At 64.8% G+C, this 21,631-nt stretch carries 17 protein-coding genes and 1 pseudogene; 8 read left to right on the top strand and 10 right to left on the bottom strand.

Annotation, left to right across the window (positions count from 1 at the left end):
- Positions 1-75: 75 nt before the first annotated feature.
- Entirely contained in the window at positions 76-1,035 is a 960-nt protein-coding gene (locus tag HNE04_RS17800) for a Bug family tripartite tricarboxylate transporter substrate binding protein (protein WP_172222043.1), read from the top strand.
- Between the two features lie 6 nt (positions 1,036-1,041).
- Here the strand turns inward: HNE04_RS17800 and HNE04_RS17795 are convergent, their stop codons facing one another.
- The 3 genes from HNE04_RS17795 to HNE04_RS17785 form a co-directional block, all read right to left on the bottom strand.
- Positions 1,042-2,550, bottom strand: a complete 1,509-nt coding sequence (locus HNE04_RS17795) for a tripartite tricarboxylate transporter permease (RefSeq protein ID WP_172222040.1) — start codon at positions 2,548-2,550, stop codon at positions 1,042-1,044.
- A 1-nt stretch (position 2,551) separates the two neighbouring features.
- Complete coding sequence (locus HNE04_RS17790) at positions 2,552-3,037, bottom strand: tripartite tricarboxylate transporter TctB family protein (protein ID WP_235965138.1); 486 nt, start codon at positions 3,035-3,037, stop codon at positions 2,552-2,554.
- 88 nt (positions 3,038-3,125) lie between these two features.
- Positions 3,126-4,085, bottom strand: a complete 960-nt coding sequence (locus tag HNE04_RS17785) for a Bug family tripartite tricarboxylate transporter substrate binding protein (protein WP_172222034.1) — start codon at positions 4,083-4,085, stop codon at positions 3,126-3,128.
- Between the two features lie 125 nt (positions 4,086-4,210).
- Here HNE04_RS17785 and HNE04_RS17780 point away from each other — a divergent pair, with 125 nt between their 5' ends.
- Genes HNE04_RS17780 through HNE04_RS17770 form a run of 3 tightly spaced genes read left to right on the top strand, consistent with a single transcriptional unit; the run spans position 4,211 to position 6,725 of the window.
- The gene (locus tag HNE04_RS17780) at positions 4,211-4,885 is read left to right on the top strand and encodes a response regulator transcription factor (protein WP_235965136.1); all 675 of its coding nucleotides are present in this window, start codon (positions 4,211-4,213) and stop codon (positions 4,883-4,885) included.
- A gap of 5 nt (positions 4,886-4,890) precedes the next feature.
- Positions 4,891-6,300, top strand: a complete 1,410-nt coding sequence (locus HNE04_RS17775) for a sensor histidine kinase (protein ID WP_172222303.1) — start codon at positions 4,891-4,893, stop codon at positions 6,298-6,300.
- Positions 6,300-6,725: an RNA-binding S4 domain-containing protein gene (locus tag HNE04_RS17770; RefSeq protein WP_172222029.1), complete on the top strand. Its 426-nt coding sequence runs from the start codon at positions 6,300-6,302 to the stop codon at positions 6,723-6,725. Before HNE04_RS17775 ends, HNE04_RS17770 begins: the two co-directional genes overlap by 1 nt.
- Before the next feature lie 541 nt (positions 6,726-7,266).
- Here the strand turns inward: HNE04_RS17770 and HNE04_RS17765 are convergent.
- The 4 genes from HNE04_RS17765 to HNE04_RS17750 are packed head-to-tail and all read right to left on the bottom strand — an operon-like array spanning position 7,267 to position 12,890.
- On the bottom strand, positions 7,267-7,938 hold the full coding sequence (locus HNE04_RS17765) for an aspartate/glutamate racemase family protein (protein ID WP_172222026.1): 672 nt from the start codon (positions 7,936-7,938) through the stop codon (positions 7,267-7,269).
- Positions 7,935-10,532, bottom strand: coding sequence for a TRAP transporter permease (locus HNE04_RS17760; protein ID WP_172222023.1), 2,598 nt, complete (start codon positions 10,530-10,532; stop codon positions 7,935-7,937). Before HNE04_RS17760 ends, HNE04_RS17765 begins: the two co-directional genes overlap by 4 nt.
- 15 nt (positions 10,533-10,547) lie before the next feature.
- Entirely contained in the window at positions 10,548-11,528 is a 981-nt protein-coding gene (locus HNE04_RS17755; RefSeq protein ID WP_172222020.1) for a TAXI family TRAP transporter solute-binding subunit, read from the bottom strand.
- Between the two features lie 24 nt (positions 11,529-11,552).
- A complete protein-coding gene (locus tag HNE04_RS17750; RefSeq protein ID WP_172222017.1) occupies positions 11,553-12,890 on the bottom strand; it encodes an aspartate aminotransferase family protein in 1,338 nt (445 codons plus the stop codon).
- A 130-nt stretch (positions 12,891-13,020) separates the two neighbouring features.
- Here HNE04_RS17750 and HNE04_RS28325 point away from each other — a divergent pair, with 130 nt between their 5' ends.
- Both HNE04_RS28325 and HNE04_RS17745 read left to right on the top strand, forming a co-directional pair.
- Positions 13,021-13,152, top strand: coding sequence for a hypothetical protein (locus HNE04_RS28325; protein ID WP_268904914.1), 132 nt, complete (start codon positions 13,021-13,023; stop codon positions 13,150-13,152).
- Between the two features lie 382 nt (positions 13,153-13,534).
- Entirely contained in the window at positions 13,535-16,024 is a 2,490-nt protein-coding gene (locus HNE04_RS17745) for a cellulase family glycosylhydrolase (protein ID WP_172222014.1), read from the top strand.
- Here the strand turns inward: HNE04_RS17745 and HNE04_RS28560 are convergent.
- Both HNE04_RS28560 and HNE04_RS17740 read right to left on the bottom strand, forming a co-directional pair.
- A complete protein-coding gene (locus HNE04_RS28560; RefSeq protein WP_407926609.1) occupies positions 15,931-16,128 on the bottom strand; it encodes a DUF3606 domain-containing protein in 198 nt (65 codons plus the stop codon). The two genes, HNE04_RS17745 and HNE04_RS28560, sit on opposite strands and share 94 nt — an antisense overlap.
- Positions 16,129-16,320: 192 nt before the next feature.
- The gene (locus HNE04_RS17740) at positions 16,321-17,706 is read right to left on the bottom strand and encodes an undecaprenyl-phosphate glucose phosphotransferase (RefSeq protein ID WP_172222011.1); all 1,386 of its coding nucleotides are present in this window, start codon (positions 17,704-17,706) and stop codon (positions 16,321-16,323) included.
- Positions 17,707-18,129: 423 nt separating this feature from the next.
- Between HNE04_RS17740 and HNE04_RS28115 the strand changes: the two genes are divergently transcribed.
- Together HNE04_RS28115 and HNE04_RS17730 are read left to right on the top strand one after the other, a co-directional pair.
- Complete coding sequence (locus HNE04_RS28115) at positions 18,130-18,912, top strand: Rossmann-fold NAD(P)-binding domain-containing protein (RefSeq protein WP_172222008.1); 783 nt, start codon at positions 18,130-18,132, stop codon at positions 18,910-18,912.
- Positions 18,831-20,015, top strand: a pseudogene (locus tag HNE04_RS17730) (glycosyltransferase family 4 protein); the annotation flags it as partial. The gene HNE04_RS28115 and the pseudogene HNE04_RS17730, both read left to right, overlap by 82 nt.
- 22 nt (positions 20,016-20,037) lie before the next feature.
- On the opposite strand, the gene HNE04_RS17725 reads toward HNE04_RS17730, so the two are convergent.
- On the bottom strand, positions 20,038-21,630 hold the full coding sequence (locus HNE04_RS17725) for a GMC oxidoreductase (RefSeq protein WP_172222002.1): 1,593 nt from the start codon (positions 21,628-21,630) through the stop codon (positions 20,038-20,040).
- Position 21,631 lies beyond the last annotated feature (1 nt).

Here is a 21,631-nt window from a genome sequence, read left to right as displayed (position 1 = left end):
GGATGAAGGAGAAGGACTGACAGCCAAACGACAGCTCGCCCGGTCAACCTGTAGAGCCAACTACCAGGAGACTCCATGCGCCGTGACGCTTTCCTCAAGTCCATCGCCGCACTTGCGGTCACAGGCGGCCTGCCGCTTGCGGCGCATGCGGCACCCACCCTGAAGATGATGATCCCCGCCAATCCGGGTGGCGGCTGGGACACCACCGGGCGCGTGCTGGGCCGTGCGCTGACCGAGGCGAAGGCCGCCGACAGCGTGCAATATGAAAACCGCGGCGGTGCGGCCGGCATCATCGGCCTGGCTCAGTTCGCCAATGCCAGCAAGAACGATCCCAATGCCCTATTGATGATGGGGGCCGTCATGCTGGGAGGCATCATCACCGGCAAGCCGCCCGTCCAGCTGAGCCAGGCGACGCCGATCGCCCGCCTCACCAGCGAGTACAACGTCTTCGTCGTGCCGGCCGACTCGCCGCTCAAGACCATGAAGGACGTGGTCGCCCAGTTGAAGAAGGACCCCGGCAGCGTGAAATGGGGCGGCGGCTCGCGCGGCTCCACCGAGCACATCGCCGCCTGCATGCTGGCGCGCAATATCGGCGTGGATCCCAAGAAGGTCAACTACGTGGCGTTCCGCGGCGGCGGCGAAGCGATTTCCGCCATCCTTGGCGGCAGCGTCACCGTGGGTGGCAGCGGCTACAGCGAGTTCGCCGAGCACATCGCCTCGGGCAAGATGCGCCCCATCGCCGTCACTTCGCAAAAGCGCCTCCCCGGCATCGCAATCCCCACGATGAAGGAGCAGGGCTACGACGTGATCCTGGGCAACTGGCGCGGCGTCTACGCCGCGCCCGGCATCAGCGCCGACGACCGCGCCGCGCTTACCAACATGGTGGTCGCCGCCACCAAGTCGAAAGCATGGACGGAAGCGCTGGCCAAGCATGGCTGGACGCCGGCCGTGATGGTGGGCAAGGAGTTCGAAGACTTCGTGGAATACGAGTTCTCCAGCCTGCGCGCCATCATGTACCTGTCCGGCATGGTCTGAAACCGCTTAGATAGGCGCCTGTGCCCGGCGCGCTGCGCGCGCTTTGGCCAGGCGCGGCAGCACGAGGATCGCGACCACCAGCACCAGCAGCCCAAGCGACATCGGGCGCTGCAGGAAGACGCTGAAACTCCCCTCCCCGATCGAAACCGCATTGCGAAGCTGCGCTTCCGCGAGCGGGCCGAGGATCATGCCGACAACGACCGGAGCCGTCGGGAAGTCGTAGCGCCGCATCAGCACGCCAAACACGCCGATGCCGTACAGCAGGACCAGGTCGAAAGTGCTTTGGCGCATGCCGTAAGCACCCACGGTCGCGAAGATCAGAATGCCGGCGTAGAGCTGCGGCTTCGGGATCTTCAACAGCTGGACCCAGAGCTTCACCATGGGAAGGTTCAGGATCAACAGCATCACGTTGCCGATATACAGCGAAGCGATCAGCGCCCACACCAGCGCCGCGGAACTGCTGAACAGCTGCGGGCCGGGCTGGATGCCGTAGTTCTGGAAGGCCCCCAGCATGATGGCCGTGGTGTTGGAAGTGGGGATGCCCAGCGTCAGCAGCGGTATCAGCGCCGCCGTCACGCTGGCGTTGTTGGCGGCCTCGGGTCCCGCGACGCCCTCGATCGCTCCCTTGGTTCCGAACTCCGCCAGGTTCTCGCCCTTGGCCAGCTTCTTCTCGGTGGCATAGCTGAGGAAAGTCGGGATCTCGGTGCCACCGGCGGGGATGCAGCCGAAAGGAGCCCCGATGGCGGTTCCGCGCAGCCAGGCGGGAACGGAACGGCGCCAATCGCGTCCGGTCATGTAGACCTTGCTCAGGGGGTTCTGCGCCTCGACCGAGCGGCCTTCGTACATGGCCGCGTAGAGCACCTCGGCGACGGCGAACAGGCCGACGGCCACCAGCACGATCTCTATGCCGTCCAGCAGCTCCGGTTTGCCCATCGTGTAGCGCGGCTGCCCGGAGATCTGGTCCAGGCCGATGCAGCCCACGGCCAGGCCGATCAGCAGCGCCGTGATGCCGCGAAGCGTGCTCTTGCCCAGGACGGCGCTCACCGTGGTGAAGGCCAGCACCATCAGCATGAAGTACTCGGGCGGGCCGAGCTTGACCGCGAACTCGGCCACCACCGGAGCGAAGAGAGTCACGATCACGGTGGCGATGGTCCCGGCCACGAACGACCCGATCGCCGCCGTGGCCAGCGCCGCGCCGGCACGGCCGCTCTTGGCCATCTTGTTGCCTTCCATGGCCGTGACCATGGTCGCCGTCTCGCCCGGCGTGTTCAGCAGGATGGAAGTAGTGGAGCCGCCGTACATGGCGCCGTAGTAGATGCCCGCGAAGAAGATCATCGACGACGTGACTTCGACCTTGGCCGTGATGGGCAGCAGCATGGCCACGGCCACAGCGGGGCCGATGCCGGGCAGGACGCCCACGGCGGTGCCGAGCACGCAGCCGATGAAGGCCCACAACAGGTTCGCCGGGCTGATCGCGGTGGCGAAGCCCTGCAGCAGTGCGTTGAGTATGTCCATGTCAGAGCCACCCAGAACTGGTCAATCCCGGCAAATTGATGCCCAGGAATTTCGTGAAGGCCCAATAGACGGGCGCGGCGATGGCGGCGCCCGTGAATGCGTCGATGGCCAGGCCGCGCGGGTGGCCGGCATCCTGTCCACTCGCGCGCCGCAATCCCTGCACGGCGAGCACATAGCACAGCGTGCAGCTGAGGATGAAGCCTATAGTGGTGATCAGCGCGGCGTTGGCGAGCAGCCCGGCGGAAACCCAGGCGAAGGCCGGCCAATAGGGATGCTCGGCGCCCGAAGGAGTATCCATGGCACGAAAGCCGCCGGTGAGCGCCTCGCGCACGATCAGCAGGCCGCAGCCCACCAGCGAAACCGCCACCACCCACGGCAGGAAATTGGGACCCACGCCCCCATAGCCTGCCGCCGATGGAATCGACAGGGCGCCGCCTGCCAGCGCCAGCCCGATCAGGAGCACGCCCCCGCCGACAGCAGTCTGCATCTTCCGAGTTTGTGTCATAGCTTTTCCCCCGGGAATTCACGAAAAAACGCCCGGTGTGACCGGGCGCCGCTGAACATCCGCAGTCTGGTCAGACCATGCCGGATTTGACCATGGTCGCGCGCAGGCTCGCAAAGTCATCATCGACGAACTTCTCGAACGCCGCACCCGACAGAACCGCCGGAGTCCAGTTGTTCTTTTCAACCGCTTCGGCCCAGCTCTTGGTCTTCAGGGCCGCCAGCACCAAGTCGGTCAGCTGCTTGCGCTGCTCGGCCGTGATGCCAGGCGCGCCGTAGACGCCGCGCCAGTTGCCGATTTCCACGTTGATGCCCTGCTCCTTGAGCGTGGGCACGTTGATGCCCTTCAGGCGGCTTGCGGAAGTGACGCCGATGGCCTTCATCTTGCCGGTGTTGATGTACTCGGCGAACTCGCTGTAGCCGCTGCCGCCCACCGTGACGTTGCCGCCCAGGATGGCCGCAGTCGCTTCCCCGCCCCCGCGGAAGGCCACATAGTTGATCTTGGCCGGATCGACGCCCACTTCGCGCGCGATCATGGCCGCGGCGATGTGCTCGGTCGAGCCGCGCGAACCGCCGCCCCACTTCACGCTGCCGGGATCTTTCTTCAATTGCGCGACCACGTCGGCCATGCTCTTGAGCGGCGAGTTGGCCGGCAGGACGAACACGTTGTATTCGCTGGTCAGGCGCGCGATCGGCGTGGCCTGGCTGAGGCTGACCGGCGGTTTGCCGGTGATGATGCCGCCCAGCATGACGGCGCCCATCACCATCAGCGCGTTCGGGTCGCCCTTGCTGCCGTTGACGAACTGCGCCAAGCCCAGCGCGCCGGCGGCGCCGCCCTTGTTCTCGTAGCTCACGCTGTCGGCGACCTTGGCGTCCACCAGCGCCTTGCCGAGCGCGCGGCCCGTCGTGTCCCAGCCGCCACCCGGATTGGCGGGAATCATCATCTTGACGTTGGCGGCCGCACGGGCCGTCAGGGGCAAGGCGCCTGCTGCGGCAAGCGCGGCCAGGGTCTTGAGGAAGGTATCGCGGCGCATCTATAGTCTCCTTGGGGATTCGAAACCTCGCCATCATGCGCCGTCTGCCTGTCATTCGGCTGTCCCCCTTATTGGGGAAACTACTGAACAACCCGCGCCGGCGGGCGCTAACCTCGGCAGCTTCCATGAAACTTCTGCTCGTCGAAGACGACCCATCGATGCAGGCCACCCTGCAGCGCACACTGAGCCGCCGCGGCATGGAGGTCACGGCTTGCGCCGACGGGCGCCTTGCGCTCGAGCGCTGGCGCACCGGCGCCCCCGACGTGGTGCTGCTGGACCTCACCCTGCCAGGGCTGGATGGGCTGCAGGTCCTGGAGCAGGCACGGCGGGCCGGCATGCAGACGCCCGTGCTGATCTTGACCGCGCGCGGCACCGTGGGGGACCGGGTGATAGGCCTGAACACCGGCGCCGACGACTACCTGCCCAAGCCCTTCGACCTGGACGAGCTGGAGGCGCGCCTTCGCGCCCTGCACCGCCGCCGCCCGCCCAGCGGCGACCAGGCGCCCTCCTATAGCGTGGGCGCGCTGCGCTACGACCGCGACAGCGGCGCCATCTACCACGGCGATCAGGTGCTGGAACTCACGCCGCGCGAGCTGGCGCTGCTGCAAGCCCTGATGGCCAGGCCCGGCCATGCAGTGAGCAAGGAACGCCTTTTCGAACTGGTATTTCCGGGCGAGGCCGATGTGCAGTACGAGGCCGTGGAGGTCGTCGTCTACCGGTTGCGCAAGAAACTGGCGGACACCGGGGTGACGTTGATGACGCTGCGCGGCCTGGGCTACCTGCTCAAGACCAGCGGGTGAAGCAGGTGCGCCGCGCCGTATCGCTTCGCCTGTATTTGCTGCTGGGCATCCTGCTGCCCGTGGGCCTGTTCGTCCTGGTCAATGCCGTGAGCCTGTACCGCCAGACGCTGGGGGCTGTGAACACAGCCTATGACCGCACCCTGCTGGCATCGGCCAAGTCCATCGGCGAGCTGCTCGACGTGCGCGGCTATGACGAGGCCGCCGAGCTGCGCGTCACCGTGCCCTACGCCGCCCTGGAAGCGTTCGAGGCCGACAATCAGAGCCGCATGTTCTACCGGGTGTCCACACTGGGCGGCGAGATGGTGTCCGGCTTTGGTGAATTGCCATTCTGGCGAGGTACCCTGCCCGACCGCAACACCTATGCAGCCCTGGTCGACTTCTACGACGACTCGTTCCGTGGCGAACCGGTGCGCATCGCCGTGTTGCTGCAGCCCGTCGCCAGCGCCAACGGCCGCGGCATGGCCGTGGTGCAGGTGGCCGAAACGCTGGAGCTGCGGCAGACCCTCACCCGCAAGATCCTGATCGACACCCTGTGGCGCCAAGCCGTGCTGGTGGCGGTGATCGCCCTGGTGGCCGTGATCGTGGTGCAGCGGGCCACCCGCCCGGTCCGCCGCGTCAGCGAGGAACTGCAGGCCAGGGCCGAGGGCGACCTGACGCCCATCTCGGCGGCCGACGCGCCGCGAGAGTTGCTTCCGCTGCTCGACGCCACCAATCACGTCATGACCCGGCTGCAACATCTGCTGGACAACCAGAAGCGCTTCGTGCGCGACACCTCGCATCAGCTTCGCACGCCGCTGGCAGTACTCAAGACCCAGGTGCAGTCGGCGCTGCGCGGCGACGTGGAGCCGCGCCAGGCCCTGCTGGAAATCAGCGATACCGTCGAGCGAGCCACCGTGCTGGCCAACCAGATGCTGTCGCTGGCCAAGGTCGAGCAGTTGCGCCAGCAGCCCGATGCGTCGGTGAACGACTTCGCCGAAGTGGTGCGCTCGGTCGCGCTCGAGCTTTCGCCGCTGATCGCCGACAAGGACCTCGATTTCGACATCGACACCATGTCCGCACCGGTCCGGTCCCATGAGTGGATGCTGCGCGAGCTCACCCGCAACCTTCTGCACAACGCCATCAAGCACAGCCCGGACGGCGGCGCGCTGTCCGTGCGAGTCATCGCCGACGCGAACTCGGTTGCGCTGACCTTGGCCGATAGCGGGCCGGGCATCCCCGCCGAGCTTCGACCCCGGCTGTTCCAGCCGTTCTCGCCGGGCAATGCGCGCAGCGGCTCGGGCCTGGGCCTGGCCATCTGCAACGAAATCGTGCGTGTACTCGGCGGCACGATCAGCCTGGATAATCGCGAAGCCCACGGACGTTGCGAAGGTTTGGATACCACCGTGCGGTTGCCGCTGGCGGAGAATCAGGCGTAATGGACAAACTGCGCATCGACAAATGGCTGTGGGCCGCCAGGTTCTACAAGACGCGAACGCTCGCCAGCGAGGAGGTCGTCAAGGGCCGTGTGGAAGTGAATGGGCAAGAGGTCAAACCGGCGCGCGAAGTGAAAGTCGGCGACACGGTATCGATGCGCCAGGGGCCCGTGACACGCAGCGTCGTGGTCAAGGCGCTCTCGGGCATGCGAGGCCCAGCGCCCGTGGCCCAGATGCTGTATGAGGAAACCGCCGAGAGCCTGAAGGCACGCGAGCAGGCCGCCGAGCAGCGCCGGCTGGCGCCCGAACCCGCCCATTCGATCGAGCAGGGCCGGCCCACCAAACGCGGGCGGCGTGAACTCGACGATGCGCAGCGGGGCTGGGGCGACCGTTGGAGCGCGTCGGTCGACAACGACGGGAAGAGCTAGAGTCACGCGCGATCGCTAAGTTGCGCGCCAACACCTCGCGGCAAGGCTGTGCGCCGGTCGGCTGCGGCGCGCGGACCAGCCGTTCGGCGCCGGGAGCGCCGAAACGATGCGGAGGTCGAGTTTGCGGCCTTCAGACTAATCGTGGTCTGTCCCCGCGCTCCGGAGATGTCCTGCGCGCTGATCGCGCGCAAACGGCCGCAAACTCGACCTCCGCATCTCGCCTGGTCCCGATTGCGCGCCGCAGCCGACCGACGCACAGCCTTGCACAAGCGCGGTTGGCGTGCGAAAGCCCTCGGCGCGCCAACCAAGTTCGAGCGAAGCCGCGTGTGGGCGGGCTGGGGCGCGCAATCAGGGCTGCCCGAGGCGTCGGGGAATGGACTTGCGGGCGTTGCGCGCGATCAGCGCGCGGGCCTCTCCGGGGTGCGAGGACAGTCCACGATTAGTCTGAAGCCCGCCCGCACGCGGCTTCGCCGCCCACCCGCAGGCCTGCAATAGCTGAAATCTCCGGACAGTAGTGGGTCTGACCCGGGATCCATCTCCGCTATGGATGCCGGATCAGGTCCGGCATGACAAGGCGCTTGAGGGCGCGCACCGCACTCTCCACCGTCGTCAACACCGGCAAGCCCGTTTCGGCGGCGACTCGCGCCTGAGCACGCGCCATGCTGAACTGGGCCAGCGCGATCACGCCGCAACCGCGCCGCGCGGCGTCCATCGCCGCCTGTGCAATCAGAGCATCGTGTCGCTGCGCATCGCCTTCGTTGAGCGCAGCCAAGGCGCCCTCGGCCAGGATGCATTCCAGCTGCGCGCCGGCCGGAAACTCCGCTGGCATGGATTGCAGCGTCGGCGCGAACGTGGCGATCAATCCGACGCGCAACCCCAGCGCCGCCGCGTCCGCCACCATTGCTTCGTTGGGCTTGAGCACGGGAACCGCAGCATGCCTTTTGGCGACCTGCTCTATGCAAGAGCCAAACGCCGAGCATGTGAACAAGATGGCATCGCTGCCGCAATCGATGGCGTACTGCCCAAGACGCTGGAAGCGTTCGTGCATGGCCGCATCCAGCCCTGCCCCGGCGGCCAGGTCCGCCGACAAACTGTCGTCCAGCACGTTCATGCGAGTGGCTTCGGGCCAATCCCGCGCCATCGCCTCGTTGATCGGCGCTATCGAATGCGCCAGCGCGTGGATCAGGGCGATCCGTGGTCGGCCTCCACTCATGCCGCCGCCAGCGTCGTATCGCGCCGCACGCGCAAGCCCTGCAGCCACCACACCGCGAACGCCAGGGCCGCGGCAGGGATGAAGACCCAATGCTGCGACGGACGGGCCGGGTTGGGCAGTTTCAACTCCATGATCTTGTAGCCCTGTTCCAGGCCCAGCTTCTTGGCGCGGCTGCCGAACTTGACCTGAGCGACCTCCAACTCGGCGCCCAGTTGGCTCAAGGTCACCCCGGCATCGCGCAGCCGTTCGCGGCCGGTGGCGCCGTTGCCCATGGGAATGGCCACCGTCTTGGTCTGCGGCTTGCCATCCAGTGTTTCGCCTGCGATGCCGACCACCAGCCACTGGTCTTCGGTCAGGCGGTCCGCCACTTTGTAGATGTCGGCTGCGGGCGCCGCTACGTACTTCGGTGAGAAGCGGTCGATCACCCAATCCGGCCGGAAGAACAGGAATGTCGCGATAAGGAGCATTCCCACCTCGAGCCAGGTGCAGCGCGTGCGGAACCAGCGCATCGTGGCCGCCGCGAAAAGCAGCGAAGCCACCGTGCCCGTGATGCAGACAATGACCACCTCGGCCCACGAACCCAGGCCGATCAGCAGCAGTTGCGGGTTGAAGATGAAGACGAACGGCAGCACCGTGGTTCGCAGGCTGTACCAGGTCGCTTGCCAGCCGGTGGCGTTCGGGTCGTCGCCGGAGATCGCAGCCGCCGCATACGAGGCGAGGCCGACCGGCGGCGTCACGTCCGCCAGGATGCCGAAATAGAAGACGAACATGTGCACCGCGATCAGCGGGATCACCAGCCCGCTGCGCGCGCCCAGCTCCACGATCACAGGCGCCATCAACGTGGCCACCAGGATGTAGTTGGCGGTGGTGGGCACGCCCGCGCCGATCAAGAGGCAGATGAAGGCCGTGAGGACCAGCATCACGAGCACGTTGCCGGCCGATACCACCTCGACGAAGTCGGTCATCATGAGGCCCATGCCGGTCAGCGTGATGACACCGACGATGAGGCCCGCGCTGGCGCAGGCCACGCCGATGCCGATCATGTTGCGCGCGCCCAGCACCAGTCCCTTCCATAAGTCCGCGACGCCGCGCAGCAGGCCCTGAACCACGGTGCGCCCTGCCCCGTCCGGGCGGAAGATCGACAGCATCACCGGCTGCAGCACCACCATCGCCATGGTGGTGGCGGTGGCCCAGAACGCCGACAGGCCCGGCGACAGCTCCTCCACCATCAAGGCCCACAGCAGCACCACGATCGGTATGAAGAAGTGCAGACCGGCGCGCACCGTGGGCCACGGCAGCGGCAGCTTGACTTCAGGCGCCAATGGATCGTCGACGGCAACGTCCGGGTAGCGCGACGAATAGGCCATCAGCACCACATACGCCACCAGGCCCACCAGCGCCAACACCCAGCCGGCTGCCGGCCCGGCGAGCGCCTGCACCGCGGTGATGAGGTAGTAGATCGCGGCGAAGGCCACCATCGTTCCGGACAGACCCATGGCCCAGCCCAGCATGCGCTCGCGCCAGGTGGGTTGCCGATCCCGTACCAGCGGCTTCAGGTCGTACTTCAGCGCTTCCAGGTGCACGATGTAGAACAGCGCGACATACGAAATGATGGCGGGCAAGGCCGCGTGCTTGATGATCTCCGAGTACGGGATGCCGACGTACTCGACCATCAGGAACGCCGCGGCGCCCATCACCGGCGGCATGATCTGCCCGTTGATGGAGGACGCGGCCTCGATCGCCCCCGCCTTCACCCCCGAGTACCCGGTGCGCTTCATCAGGGGAATGGTGAAGATGCCGCCGGAAACCACGTTGGAGACCGACGAGCCCGACACCATGCCGTTGAGCGCCGACGACATCACCGCCACCTTGGCCGGCCCGCCGCGCAGGTGGCCGAGCAAAGCCAGCGAAACCTGCAGCATGTAGTTGCCGGCCCCGGCGATGTCCAGCAGCGTGCCGAACAGCACGAACAGGAAGATGAACTGCACCGACACGCCCAGAGCCACGCCGTACACACCCTCGGTGGTCAGCCACATGTGCGAAATGAAGCGCGACAACGAAACGCCCCGATGCTGTATCGCCTCCGGCATGTAGGGCCCGAGGAACACGAACGCGATGAAAACGCCCGTGGTCACCAGCATGCCGAAGCCCATGGCGCGGCGGGTGGCCTCCAGCATGATGGCCACGCCCGCCAGCCCCACCGCGACGTCCATCGTCGTGGGCGAGCCGGGCCGCGTAGCCAGCTCCCGGTAGAACAGGAACAGGTAGGCCGCGCAGAAGGCGCCGACCAGCGCCAGCACCCAGTCGCTCCACGGGATGACCGTGCGCGAAGACCGCTTGAAGGCGGGGAAGGCGCAAAAAGCCAGGAACACCGCGAAGGCCAGGTGGATGGCCCGCGCTTCGGTGTCGTTCAGGATGCCGAAGCCGAAGGTGAACGGCAGCGGCGAGGCGTACCAGACCTGGAACAGCGACCAGAGCGCCGCCACGACGGCCAGACCCATGCCGATGGCGCCGCCGGGCTCGCGCCCGCCCAGGTCGGCCTCCTTGACGAGCTGGTCGAGTTCCTCGGTGGAAAGCTTTTCAAGCTGCGCCATGGGGACGCGAGCCGCTTACTTGATCCAGCCTTTTTCCTTGTAATAGCGCACAGCGCCTTCGTGCAGCGGTGCCGACAGCCCGTCCTTGACCATGTTCTCGGGTTTCAGGTTGGCCAGTGCCGGATGCAGCTTCTTGAATTCGTCGAAGTTGTCGAACACGGCCTTCACCACCTGGTAGACCGTATCCGGCGGCGTCTTGGCCGAGGCCACGACGGTCGCCAGCACGCCGTAGGTGTTGGTCGGCTCGGGGTTGTTGGGGTACAGGCCGCCCGGGATCACCGCCTTGGCGTAGTACGGCTTCTCGGCGACCAGCTTGTCCACCGCCGGGCCGGTGATCGAAACCAGCTTGGCACCGCAGCTGGTGGTCGGGTCCTGGATGTTGGCGCTGGGATGGCCAACGCCATAGAAGAAGCCGTCGATCTTGCCGTCGCACAGTGCGGAGCCATGCTCATCGGCCTTCAGTTCGGAGGCCAGCGAGAAGTCGCTCAGCTTCCAACCCATGGCGACGAGCAGCTCTTCCATCGAGGCGCGGGTGCCGGAGCCGGGATTGCCCACGTTGAAGCGCTTGCCCTTGAAGTCGGTGAAGGCCTTGATGTTGGCCTCCTTGCGCGCCGCGACCGTGAATGGTTCCGGGTGCACCGAGAACACCGCACGCTGGTCGCCCCAGGCGCCGGGGTCCTTGAACTGGCCCAGACCCTTGGTCGCGTTGTACTGCACGTCGGACTGGGTGAATCCCAGGTCGAGCTCGCCGGCCTTGATCGTGTTCACGTTGAATACCGAGCCGCCGGTCGACTCCACCGAGCAGCGGATGCCGTGCTTGGCGCGGTCCTTGTTCACCAGGCGGCAGATCGCGCCGCCGGCGGCGTAGTAGACCCCCGTGACGCCGCCGGTTCCGATGGTGACGAACTTCTGCTGCGCGAAGGCGGGCGCGCTGCCGAAGCCGGCCGACAGGATGGCCGCGGTGGCCAGCGTATGGAACACGAATTTGCGGGACATGGGGACACTCCTGGGTTGAAAAAATCAGACGGATCGAAGAGCGGCCTGAATTGCGTCATGCAGGCGCTGCGCAATGAGGGTGAGCTCGGAATCGCTGGCGATGAACGGCGGCGCCAGCAACACGTGGTCACCATAGCGGCCGTCAACCGTGCCGCCCATCGGGTAAACCATCAAGCCCCGGGCGAAGGCTTCCTTCTTGATCCGGGCGTGAAGCTGCAGCGCCGGATCGAACGGGGCCTTGCTGCCTCGCTCCCGCACCAGCTCGATACCCCAGAACAGCCCGCGGCCGCGGATGTCGCCCACCTGGGCATGCGAGCCGAAAGCGTCGCGCAGCATTCGCTCCAGCCTGGCACCGCCGTCGCGCACCCGGGCCAGCAGCCCGTCGCGCTCGATCACCCGTTGCACGGCCAGCGCCGCGGCGCAGGCTACGGCATGGCCCAGGTAGGTATGGCCGTGCTGGAAAAAGCCGGAGCCCCTGGACATCGCCTCGACGACTTTCTTTTGCGCGAGCACCGCCCCTATCGGCTGGTAGCCGCCGCCCAGGCCCTTGGCAATGACGAGGAGGTCCGGCACGACACCCTCCTGCTCGCAGGCGTGCAGGCTGCCGGTGCGCCCCATGCCGCACATCACCTCGTCGAGGACCAGCAGCACGCCGTGGCGGTCGCAGACCTCGCGCACGGCCTTGAAGTAACCGGGCACCGCGGTGAGCACGCCCGCGGTCGCGCCACCCACGGTTTCGGCGACGAACGCAATGACCTTGTCGCTGCCCAACTGTTCGATGGTGGCATCGAGTTCGCGCGCCAGCCGCTGGCCGTACTGCTCGGGTGTTTCCCCGGGCCCTTGCTCGCGATACGGATAGCACGGCGCCACGTGGGTCGCCGGGATCAGTATGGGCGCGAACGGTTCTCGCCGCCACTGGTTGCCGCCCACGGAGAGCGCGCCCAGCGTATTGCCGTGGTAACTCTGCCGGCGCGCAATGAAGTGGCTGCGCTGCGGCTGGCCGATCTCCACGAAGTATTGGCGCGCCATCTTCATCGCGGCCTCGACGCCCTCGGAGCCACCGCTGACCAAATAGGCGTGGCTCATGCCCTCGGGCGCACGGGCTATCAGGTGCTGCGCCAGTTCCTCCGCCACTTCGGTCGTGAAGAAACTGGTATGCGCGTAGGCCAGCTTGTCGATCTGGGCGTGCATCGCGGCGAGGACGTCGGGGTGTCCGTGGCCCAGGCAGGACACGGCGGCCCCGCCCGACGCATCGAGGTACTGCTTGCCGGTGCTGTCTGTGAGGTAAACCCCGCTTCCGCCGGTGGCCGTGGGCGGTGTGTAGTGCAGATGGCGGTGAAAAACTCGAGTGTTGCTGCTCATGTCAATCCCCAGATGATGCCGCGAAGTGTAAGCACCGTCCCACTTTGTCTGGCGTACCGCTCTGTCACGGCAGTTGAACATTGGAAGCTCATACTCATCGTTGTAGTTCGAAAACAGGGAGAGACATTCAATGAACCAACACAGGACCACCTCGATCCTGCAACGCGTTTCGGTGATCCTGGCAGTGACGGCGGCTTCCTACGGCCTGCCGGTCCAGTCCCAGGCCCGGGCCGTACGTGAAACGGTGTCGCTCGCACACTGACCCGCGCCATTCGGCCAGCACAAAGCCGCCCTTCGGGCGGCTTTTTTGTTTTTCCAGGGGCGCCCGGACCGCTTACTCATCCTTGGATAAACGGCCCCCTTGGTCAAAAGCCGTTTTTCATAACGTTCGAGTTGCGACATAACGTAAGTTATGCGGCTGAGCTTGAGATCGATCACCTGCTGATGAGTCAACTCAGCGGTAACCGCTTACACCCTTTGCTTACGTTCTGTAGGCGGATGCTTATCGCCGTGTCGGACATGTCCTACTACGATCCGCGCAGCCGTTGAGCTTGAGCCTGCGGCACCCAACAAAAATCATCCGCGCGGATGAGCACCGGGCCGCACAGCCCGCACCTTGAACCGCGCCTTTACATGGATTTAAGATGCAAAGACGTGAATTTTCCAAGGTCGCGACCGCTGCCGCTGCAGTAGCCCTTACCACCACCGCGTGTGGCGGAGGCGGAGGTGGCGGCACCACCGCAGGCAGCGCGGGAACCTTGGGGTCCGCCACCGGCGGCTCAGCTTCCAGCTCATCCGGCAGCAACGGCGGCGGTAACCTGCCCACGGCCATCAGCCTCTCCGGCCTGGCGATCGGCACCAACCTGTCCGGCATGGAATGGACCCGGCCCGGCCTGCGCTACGGCCAGAGCACCCAGCCCAACCTGAACTTCACGGTGCCCCGCGCGGCCGACGTGGCGTACCTGGCCTCCAACGGTTACAACAAGAATCGCCTGCCGATCCAGTGGGAACTGCTGCAGCCCATGCTGCACGACACCTTTGCCAATGGCACGGCCCGGTCGCTGATCGGCGCACCCGGTGTCTTCCATGAAGGCTACGCCGCTTACATCACCGGCGTGCTGGACGCCCACGCCGCCGTCGGCGCCAAGTGCATCATCGACTTGCACAACTACTGCCGCTACCAGGACTTCAGGTTCCAGGGCGACGGCTCCGTCATCGGCCTGACGCAACCCGGCAACCTGCTCATCCGCCCGTACACCACGGACTCTTCCCAGGTGCACGAGCGCATCTTCGCGCTGGCGCCCGGCGCCACGCTCAAGCCCGCCAACTTCGCCGACTTCTGGACCCGCGCGGCCAACCGGTGGAAAAACCACCCCGGCTTTGGCGGCTACGGCCTCATGAACGAGCCGCACGACTTGCCCGCGCCCGGTGGGACCGACGCTGCCTACGGCGGCGGCGAAGACCTGATGATCTGGCCCGTCTTCGCCCAGGCCGCGATCGCTGCCATCCGCGCCGTCGACGGCACCAACCCCATCTATGTAGCCGGTAACGAGTGGCAGGCCGCCATGTCGCTGGCGACAAAGAACCCGGCCTGGCCGCTGGCCGGCAGCAACCTCATCTATGAGGTTCACATGTACCTGGACGCGTTCAGCAACGGCTTCGGGTTCGACTACGACACCGAAGTGGCGAAGAACTACAGCGCCGGCTTCGGCGTGGGCTCGATCCATGTGGACACCGGCCTGAACCGCCTCAAGCTGGCCACCGACTGGGCCCGTGCCAAGGGCGTGAAGCTGGCGCTGACCGAAATAGGCATGCCCATCGACGATCCGCGCTGGCAGGAAATGTTCAAGCGCACGATGGAACACGCCCGCCAGGAAGGCGTGGAGATCTACAGCTGGATGGGCGGCAATCACTGGCCGATCCGCGCCCACCCGATCAACCATGTGCCCGGCTGGCACCAGAACAAGACCCTGGAGCCGTCCGTGTCCGGCCCGATGAAGGCGTCGGCGGGCATTTCGCAGGCCACGCTGTTCGACGCCGGTGGCGGCTTCGCACCGGCCGGCACGTCGGTGACCATCACCGTCTATGCCCGCGGCAACCTCACCAGCCCGGTCAACATCACGGTGTCTTCCAACAACGGCGGCACCTTGAGCAAATCGGTGCTGACGATCCCCGCCGGTGCCAACGGCCAGGACAGCTACACCTACACCGCGGCCTCCAACACAGTCACCACGCTCAGCTACAGCAGCAGCGATGGCCGCCAGGTGCCGCCCGCGCGCAAGGTCTATTCGCTGGCCGACCCGGTCGCCTACGCGGCCACCAGCCTGTCCGATGCGGCCATGGCGATCCTGGCCAAGTACAGCGCCTGCAAGTGGGAGATGGCCGACGGCTACACCGATTACCTGCAAGGCGGCCCCGCGGCCGACGGCCAGCCGGTGCGCGCCGTCTCCGACTCGGGCTTTGGCTCCAGCCCGGGCAACGCGATGGAAATGCTCAACTGGATCAACAAGGAAATGGGCGCCACGGGCACCATGTCCGTGCCGGTGATGCGCGTGACCAACGGCAAGAAGAACTCTGACCACACCACCTACGACACCTTCGGCTTCTGGTGCAAGAAGGCCGAGAGCATGCCCGGCGTACAGGCCAACCCCAAGAACAAGGTGCCGTACAACGTCGAGGATGCGCACTTCGCCATCGCCGCCGTGAGCATCCCGGGCAACGGCAACACCGGCTCCGTCTTCCAGGCCTCCAAGAGCGAGGACTACCAGAACGCCGATCTGGGCTTCAGCAACGGCCAGCCCCGCGCCCGCTGGGTGGATGCCGGCGGCCAGACCGTCGAGATCACCAGCCCGTCACAGCTACCGGCCAACACCCCATCGGTCGTGGCCATGACGTCGCGGCCGGGCGCGCAAACGCTGCGCGTGAACACCGCCGTCGTTGCCAACAGCTACGCCAGCCTGGCCCCGAGCCAGTTCACGCAGATGTTGATCGGCTGGGGCTTCCTGGGCTACTACCCGCGCGACAGCTTCATGGGCAATGTCTATTCGGTGATCACCGGCAAGGGCGCACCCAGCGCCGCCGAGATGGCCGTGCTCGAGCGGTACCTGGGAACGACCGCAGGCATCTCGCTGTAAGCCCTCAGGTAAGAGCGCACCTTTCGGGGCGAGATTCCGACCGCGTTGACTGCTTTTTCGAGCCGCTCGACAGTTGTGCCCATGCTGGCTGCCCAAGTGCGCATTTCGCGGTTTCGCCGGCTTTCCGCCTCAGAATGGACGGACTCCGCCGGGGCGGCGAGCGGGTATTCGGACCGGTTGCGCATGCGGGCTCTCCTGCTCTCCTGAATAGACGCCCGCGAGTTTAGGAACCTGACACGGTTTTTGCCTGCGACAGGGTGCCGCTGTTTCCTGTGAGAAAAAACCCTTTGATGCTGTCAATACGCTTTCTCATCGCCCACGATGAGCAGCCTGGCGGTCTTCCAGATGATGACCAGATCCAGCGTCAGGCACCACGACCTCAGGTACTCCAAGTCGTACTCGGTCCTCCTGCGCATCGATTCCAGGTCGTCGCCGCCCCGGCACCCGTTCACCTGGGCCCAGCCGGTGATGCCCGGCTTTACCTTGTGTCGCACCATATAGCCGGGAATCAACTTTCGGAACTGCTCGTTCACGGCCAGCGCGTGGGGGCGTGGCCCTACCAGGCTCATGTTCCCAGCGAGCACATTGAGCAGCTGCGGCAACTCATCGAGTGAAGTCTTGCGCAACAGCCTTCCCAGCGGCGTCACGCGGTCGTCGTCGCGGGTCACCTGATGGTAGGTCTTGTCACCGTCTTCCAGGGTCTTCATCGTCCTGAACTTCCACACCAGGATCTCCCTCCCGTCCAGCCCGTAGCGCCGTTGCTTGAAGATCACCGGCCCCGGTGAGGTGAGCCGGATCAGCAGCGCCACCAAGCCAAGAACGGGGAGCAGAAGCGGCAGTGCCAGCAGCGTGAGGATGAGATCGAATGCTCGCTTGATGGCACCGGGCATACCCTGGAACGGCGTATCGCAGACGGACACAAGGGGCACGCCCCCGACCGTATCGACACGCGCCTGGATCAGGTCGGCCACAAAGATATCGGGGATGAAATAGATCGACGCCCTTGTCTCCCGCAACTGCTCCAGCAGCGAGACGACTCGGCGCTGCGACGACATCGGCAAGGCGATGTAGATCACGTCTATGCCGTGGCGTTTCACGTACCCGCTCACCTCGTCGATGCGTCCCTTCAACAAATGCGGGCCGATCAGGTCCAGCCGATGGGCTTCCCGGTCGTCGAAGAATCCGATGACGTTCTGCCCGTCCGCCTCGCCCCTGCGGATCAGCTCGAAAAACCGCCAGCCGATTTCGTTGGCACCAACGATGACGACCTTCGATTGCTTGTAGAAGCATCGCAGGTAAGGCGCCAGCACGGGCGACAGCCAATGAATGCCGAGCAGGACCAGCGGCGCGGTAGCACCCCATACCGAGAAGATGGGGGCGTGCTCGGTACCGATGGCCCAGCGGAACAAGAGCAACACCACTAGCACCCAGAACCATTGGCTCAGGATGGCGAAGGCAATGTGCGCGGAGAACCGGTTGAACGGGACCTTTCCGGGATAGGTGAGCACCAGGGCAAGCAAGATGACGAGGAAGTCTGCTTCAGCCCACGGCTTGCGGACGAAGGCCAGGATGCCCAGATAGGTACCCACGATGATGACGGGATCGATCAGCGACCGAAGCACCGACCAAGGCCGCCCCGACCTGGCAATCGTGGCAGGGGATTCGTTGGCGTAAATCTTCATTTAAGTTGTTGCGGGCCGCCGGACTCTTAGCAGGGCAAACGGTGTGCCCGAGTCCCATCGCCGGCGGTCGCGGCAACTTACTCGATGCCGCCCGATGCCGACCTGTAGCGGCTTGTAATTTGCACAAACAACGGCACGCTACCGCTCGAGCAGTTTGTCCTTGCTGGGGTTCGCTTATATCCCCTGCGCCCACGTCCGGGCTTGATCGGCCAACAATGAACTGTTTCACCGGTCGGGATGAGCGCCTTCTATAACCTGTTACGTGGAAAACAATAAGACGCTTCACTTTCTGGTGCTGTCGCGCACACCGGGCGAGGCTGGATGAAGCACGCCACCTCGCGAATCCACTCGCACAGCCTGCCCTCGGCAGTATCTTGCGCGGGACACCCTTGGTCGCTAGTGCGATCGGCGATTGACCCGCTCGTGGCTGTGTTGGCGTACGTCGCCGTTCTGAAGCTGTATGCCCGGCCTTTCTCGCACGACGACTTGATCCTCATGGTCCTGGCGTTCACCATCGGCTTCCCCGCCGAAGTGCCGTTCCGCCGCTTCTCCACGGGGGTCGCGGGGCACCTCCTCGGTAATTGGCTCAAGGTGGTTTGCGGCGTGTGTTTCTTCTGGGCTGCCAAGCTGTACCTGCGCGACAACTTCCGGACAGAGCCCGCCGTCGTGATGTACTGGCTGCTCACGGCGCCAGGCATCCTGCTGCTGCTGCATATGGCGTCGCCCAGAATCGCGCCGCTGTTCTGGCCGCTTTACGCGAAGAGGCGGGTCGTGGTGGTCGGCGTGACCAGTGTCGCGCTGCGCATGGCCCAGCTGATCGAGGACCGCGAGGCCGAAGGGCAGCACTTCGTCGGCTACTTCGAGGACCGCAGCACCGAGCGTCTCGACGCTCCCGGTCCGCTGCCGCTGCTCGGCCGCATCGACAGCGTCGCAGAGTACGTGAAGAAGCATGCGATCGATGTCATCTATATTTCCTTGCCCATGTCGCGGGGCGCGCGCGTCCACGGCCTGCTGGACAGTTTGCGCGACACCACAGCCTCGGTCTGCTTCGTTCCGGACATCTTCATCCACGACCTGACCCAGGTAAGCGTGACCATGATCGCCGGACTGCCCCTGGTGTCCGTGTGCGATCCGCCGTTCGTCGGCACCACGGCCCGAGTACGACCTCGCGTGCCTACCCTCGAACGCGAGCGAGGCTCCAGTTGAAGGTTGCCGTAGTACACGAGTGGTTCGCAACATACGCTGGGTCGGAGCGTGTCGTGGAGCAAATCCTCCAGGTGTTTCCGCAGGCGGACGTTTTCGCGATCACCGATTTCCTCTCCCTGGACGAGCGCGCCTTCCTCGGCGGTCGTACGGTCAAAACCACCTTCATCCAGCGCCTGCCGTTCGCACGGCGCATGTTCCGAGCCTACCTGCCGCTCATGCCCCTCGCGATCGAACAGCTCGACATGCGCGGGTACGACCTGGTGATCTCGAGCAGCCACGCTGTCGCGAAGGGCGTGATCACCGGGCCGGACCAGCTGCACATCTCTTATGTGCACTCGCCAATCCGGTACGCCTGGGACCTGCAGCATCAATACCTGGAGGAGTCGCGCCTGAACGGGGTGCGCGGCGTGCTCGCGCGGATCGTCCTGCACTACATCCGGATGTGGGACGTGCGCACCGCGTCCGGTGTGGACGTGTTCCTCACCAACTCCGCCTACATCGGCAGGCGGGTGCGCAAGGTGTACGGGCGCGACAGCACCGTGTTGCCGCCGCCGGTGGATATCGAGGCGTTCACCTTCCGGCGCCAGAAAGGCGACTACTACCTCGCCGCCGCGCGCATGGTCCCGTACAAGAAAATGCCCGTCATCGTCGAAGCCTTCGCGCATATGCCGGACAAGCGCCTCGTGGTTGTCGGCGAAGGCCCCGATTTGGACCGTTGCCGCAAGCTTGCGACGCCGAACATCGAACTCGTCGGTTACATGCCGTTCGAGAAGCTGCGCGAGTACATGCAAGGCGCGAGAGCGTTCGTATTCGCCGCGGAGGAGGACTTCGGCATCACCCTGGTCGAGGCGCAGGCCTGTGGAACGCCCGTCATCGCATTCGGCCGCGGGGGCGCGCGCGAGATCGTGCAGCCGCTCGGCAGTTCGCCGGCGCCCACCGGCGTCTTCTTCGACGAGCAGCTGCCCGGGGCAATCGTCGATGCGGTGACGCGCTTCGAGAAGGCCGGCGCGCAGATCTGCCCGCAAGCGTGCAGGAACAACGCCGAGCGTTTTTCGCTCGACCTGTTCCGGACCTCGTTGAAGCGGCTGGTCGACGAAGCGTTGCAGGCGCGTCCATGAAGGTCGGCTAACAGTGCTTGGCGAGCGCATCGGCTGCACGCATGGCCAGGCACATGACGGTCAACGTCGGATTGGCGCTCCCGGAGGTTGGAAAAACAGAAGCGCTGGCAACGCTTAGATTCGGGATGCGGTGAACTCTCAAATGCGAATCCACGACCGAATCCGAAGGATCCCTTCCCATTCGAGTCGAGCCAGCGGGGTGGAAATGGTCACCCGCCGAATCTACGATCCGCAATTCAGGATTCAAAGCCTCAGGTTTCCACTCCAACTCGCAAACGCGCGCCAGGTGGCGATCCCAATATCGACGGATTTTCTCGACCATCGTCCTGAAACTCTTTTCCTCCGCAGCCGTTTTCGTCCACTCGAGGTTCAACTTGGGAAGCTGCAGGGCATCCTTGTGGTCCGAAAGGCAAATGCGGTTTTGCCATCGAGGCAGCTGTTCAACCCAAATCTTGATTTGCAGGACTGCATTCGGCGGCCAATATTTTTGTTTTCGCGTCCATTGCCATTGCGCCGTCGAGAACAAGGAGGGCGAATCTTCAAGGATTGCCTTTAGATCCACGAAAGTAAAGTCCAGTTTTCCTCGCTTCAGTCCTTGCACCACGTGCTTGGCTTTTGTCAAAGCGGAATCGTCCAGGAGCTCCGCCCCCACATCAAAGTAGGCGCTGCCAATGCCGCTCTTTTCCTGGGCTTCGGCACGCAGCTCAAAATGCAAATGTCGCTGCGTGGAGAAAATGTAGCGGTCGCTCAGGATGAGATTGGTTAACGTTTTGTCGCGCGGGCGAAGAATCGCTGCATTGAACCCCAAATGATCGTTGAAGTAGCGACCGAGCGCGTTGCAGTCACGAGATATGGTGTGGTTCGATTGCTGGTCTGCAATCAAGAGCAGCCGAGTGGACTCCAATGTCCCCGCGGTGATGAGATATTCGTTCGCGAGCACGCGCAAGGTCTTTCCGGCATGGTTGATGGCGGTAAGCGCTTTGATTCTGGAAGACAAGTCGAAGTCAAAACCCGACACGGTCGCCCCGACCCAGATCTCGAGATTGTCGAGTCGTTCAATTTCGGTTCGAAAGATATAGGCCAGGTTGTGATTCCTGGGAGTCGGCCTTTTGGGCCATCGAAGGAAAAAATCGACATCGTCTCTGGGAAGGAACCCCCTGGGATCGAGTTGTTCCGTTATTTCACCATCGTGAGCTTCACCATCCACTCGCATCAGCGACTCGATCTCCTGGTAGTACAGAGCGAGTTCCGCAACATCGAAGGGCCATCCGTCCAGGTCCAGGTAGGGACGGGGCAGCGTATCGTGCGAACTGAGAGGAAGGAGTTTTCCGCCCCAGAGCAACGAGGTGCCTCCCAAACCTCTGGATCTCCCCGCCAGAGCCCCCTCGTAGTTGTTGGCGGGATTGTCGATCTCGTTGAGAGCGCTAAGAGCGGGGTCGCCATTCTTCAGGCCGCTTTCCACTACGATGATTCGTCGCTGCTTGTTCCGGGCAAGGCGAACCGCCGCAATCAGGCCCGCGATCCCTGCGCCGATGATACAAACTGAGGCAGCCAGCTCAGTAGTTTGAGAAGGGGTTTGGTCCAGTGCCCTTAAAGCCATC

This window comes from Caenimonas soli, from assembly GCF_013155545.1.
Lineage (GTDB): Bacteria > Pseudomonadota > Gammaproteobacteria > Burkholderiales > Burkholderiaceae_C > Ramlibacter > Ramlibacter soli.
The sequence above is the reverse complement of the archived record's forward strand: the minus strand, read 5'-3'. Positions and strand labels throughout refer to the sequence as shown.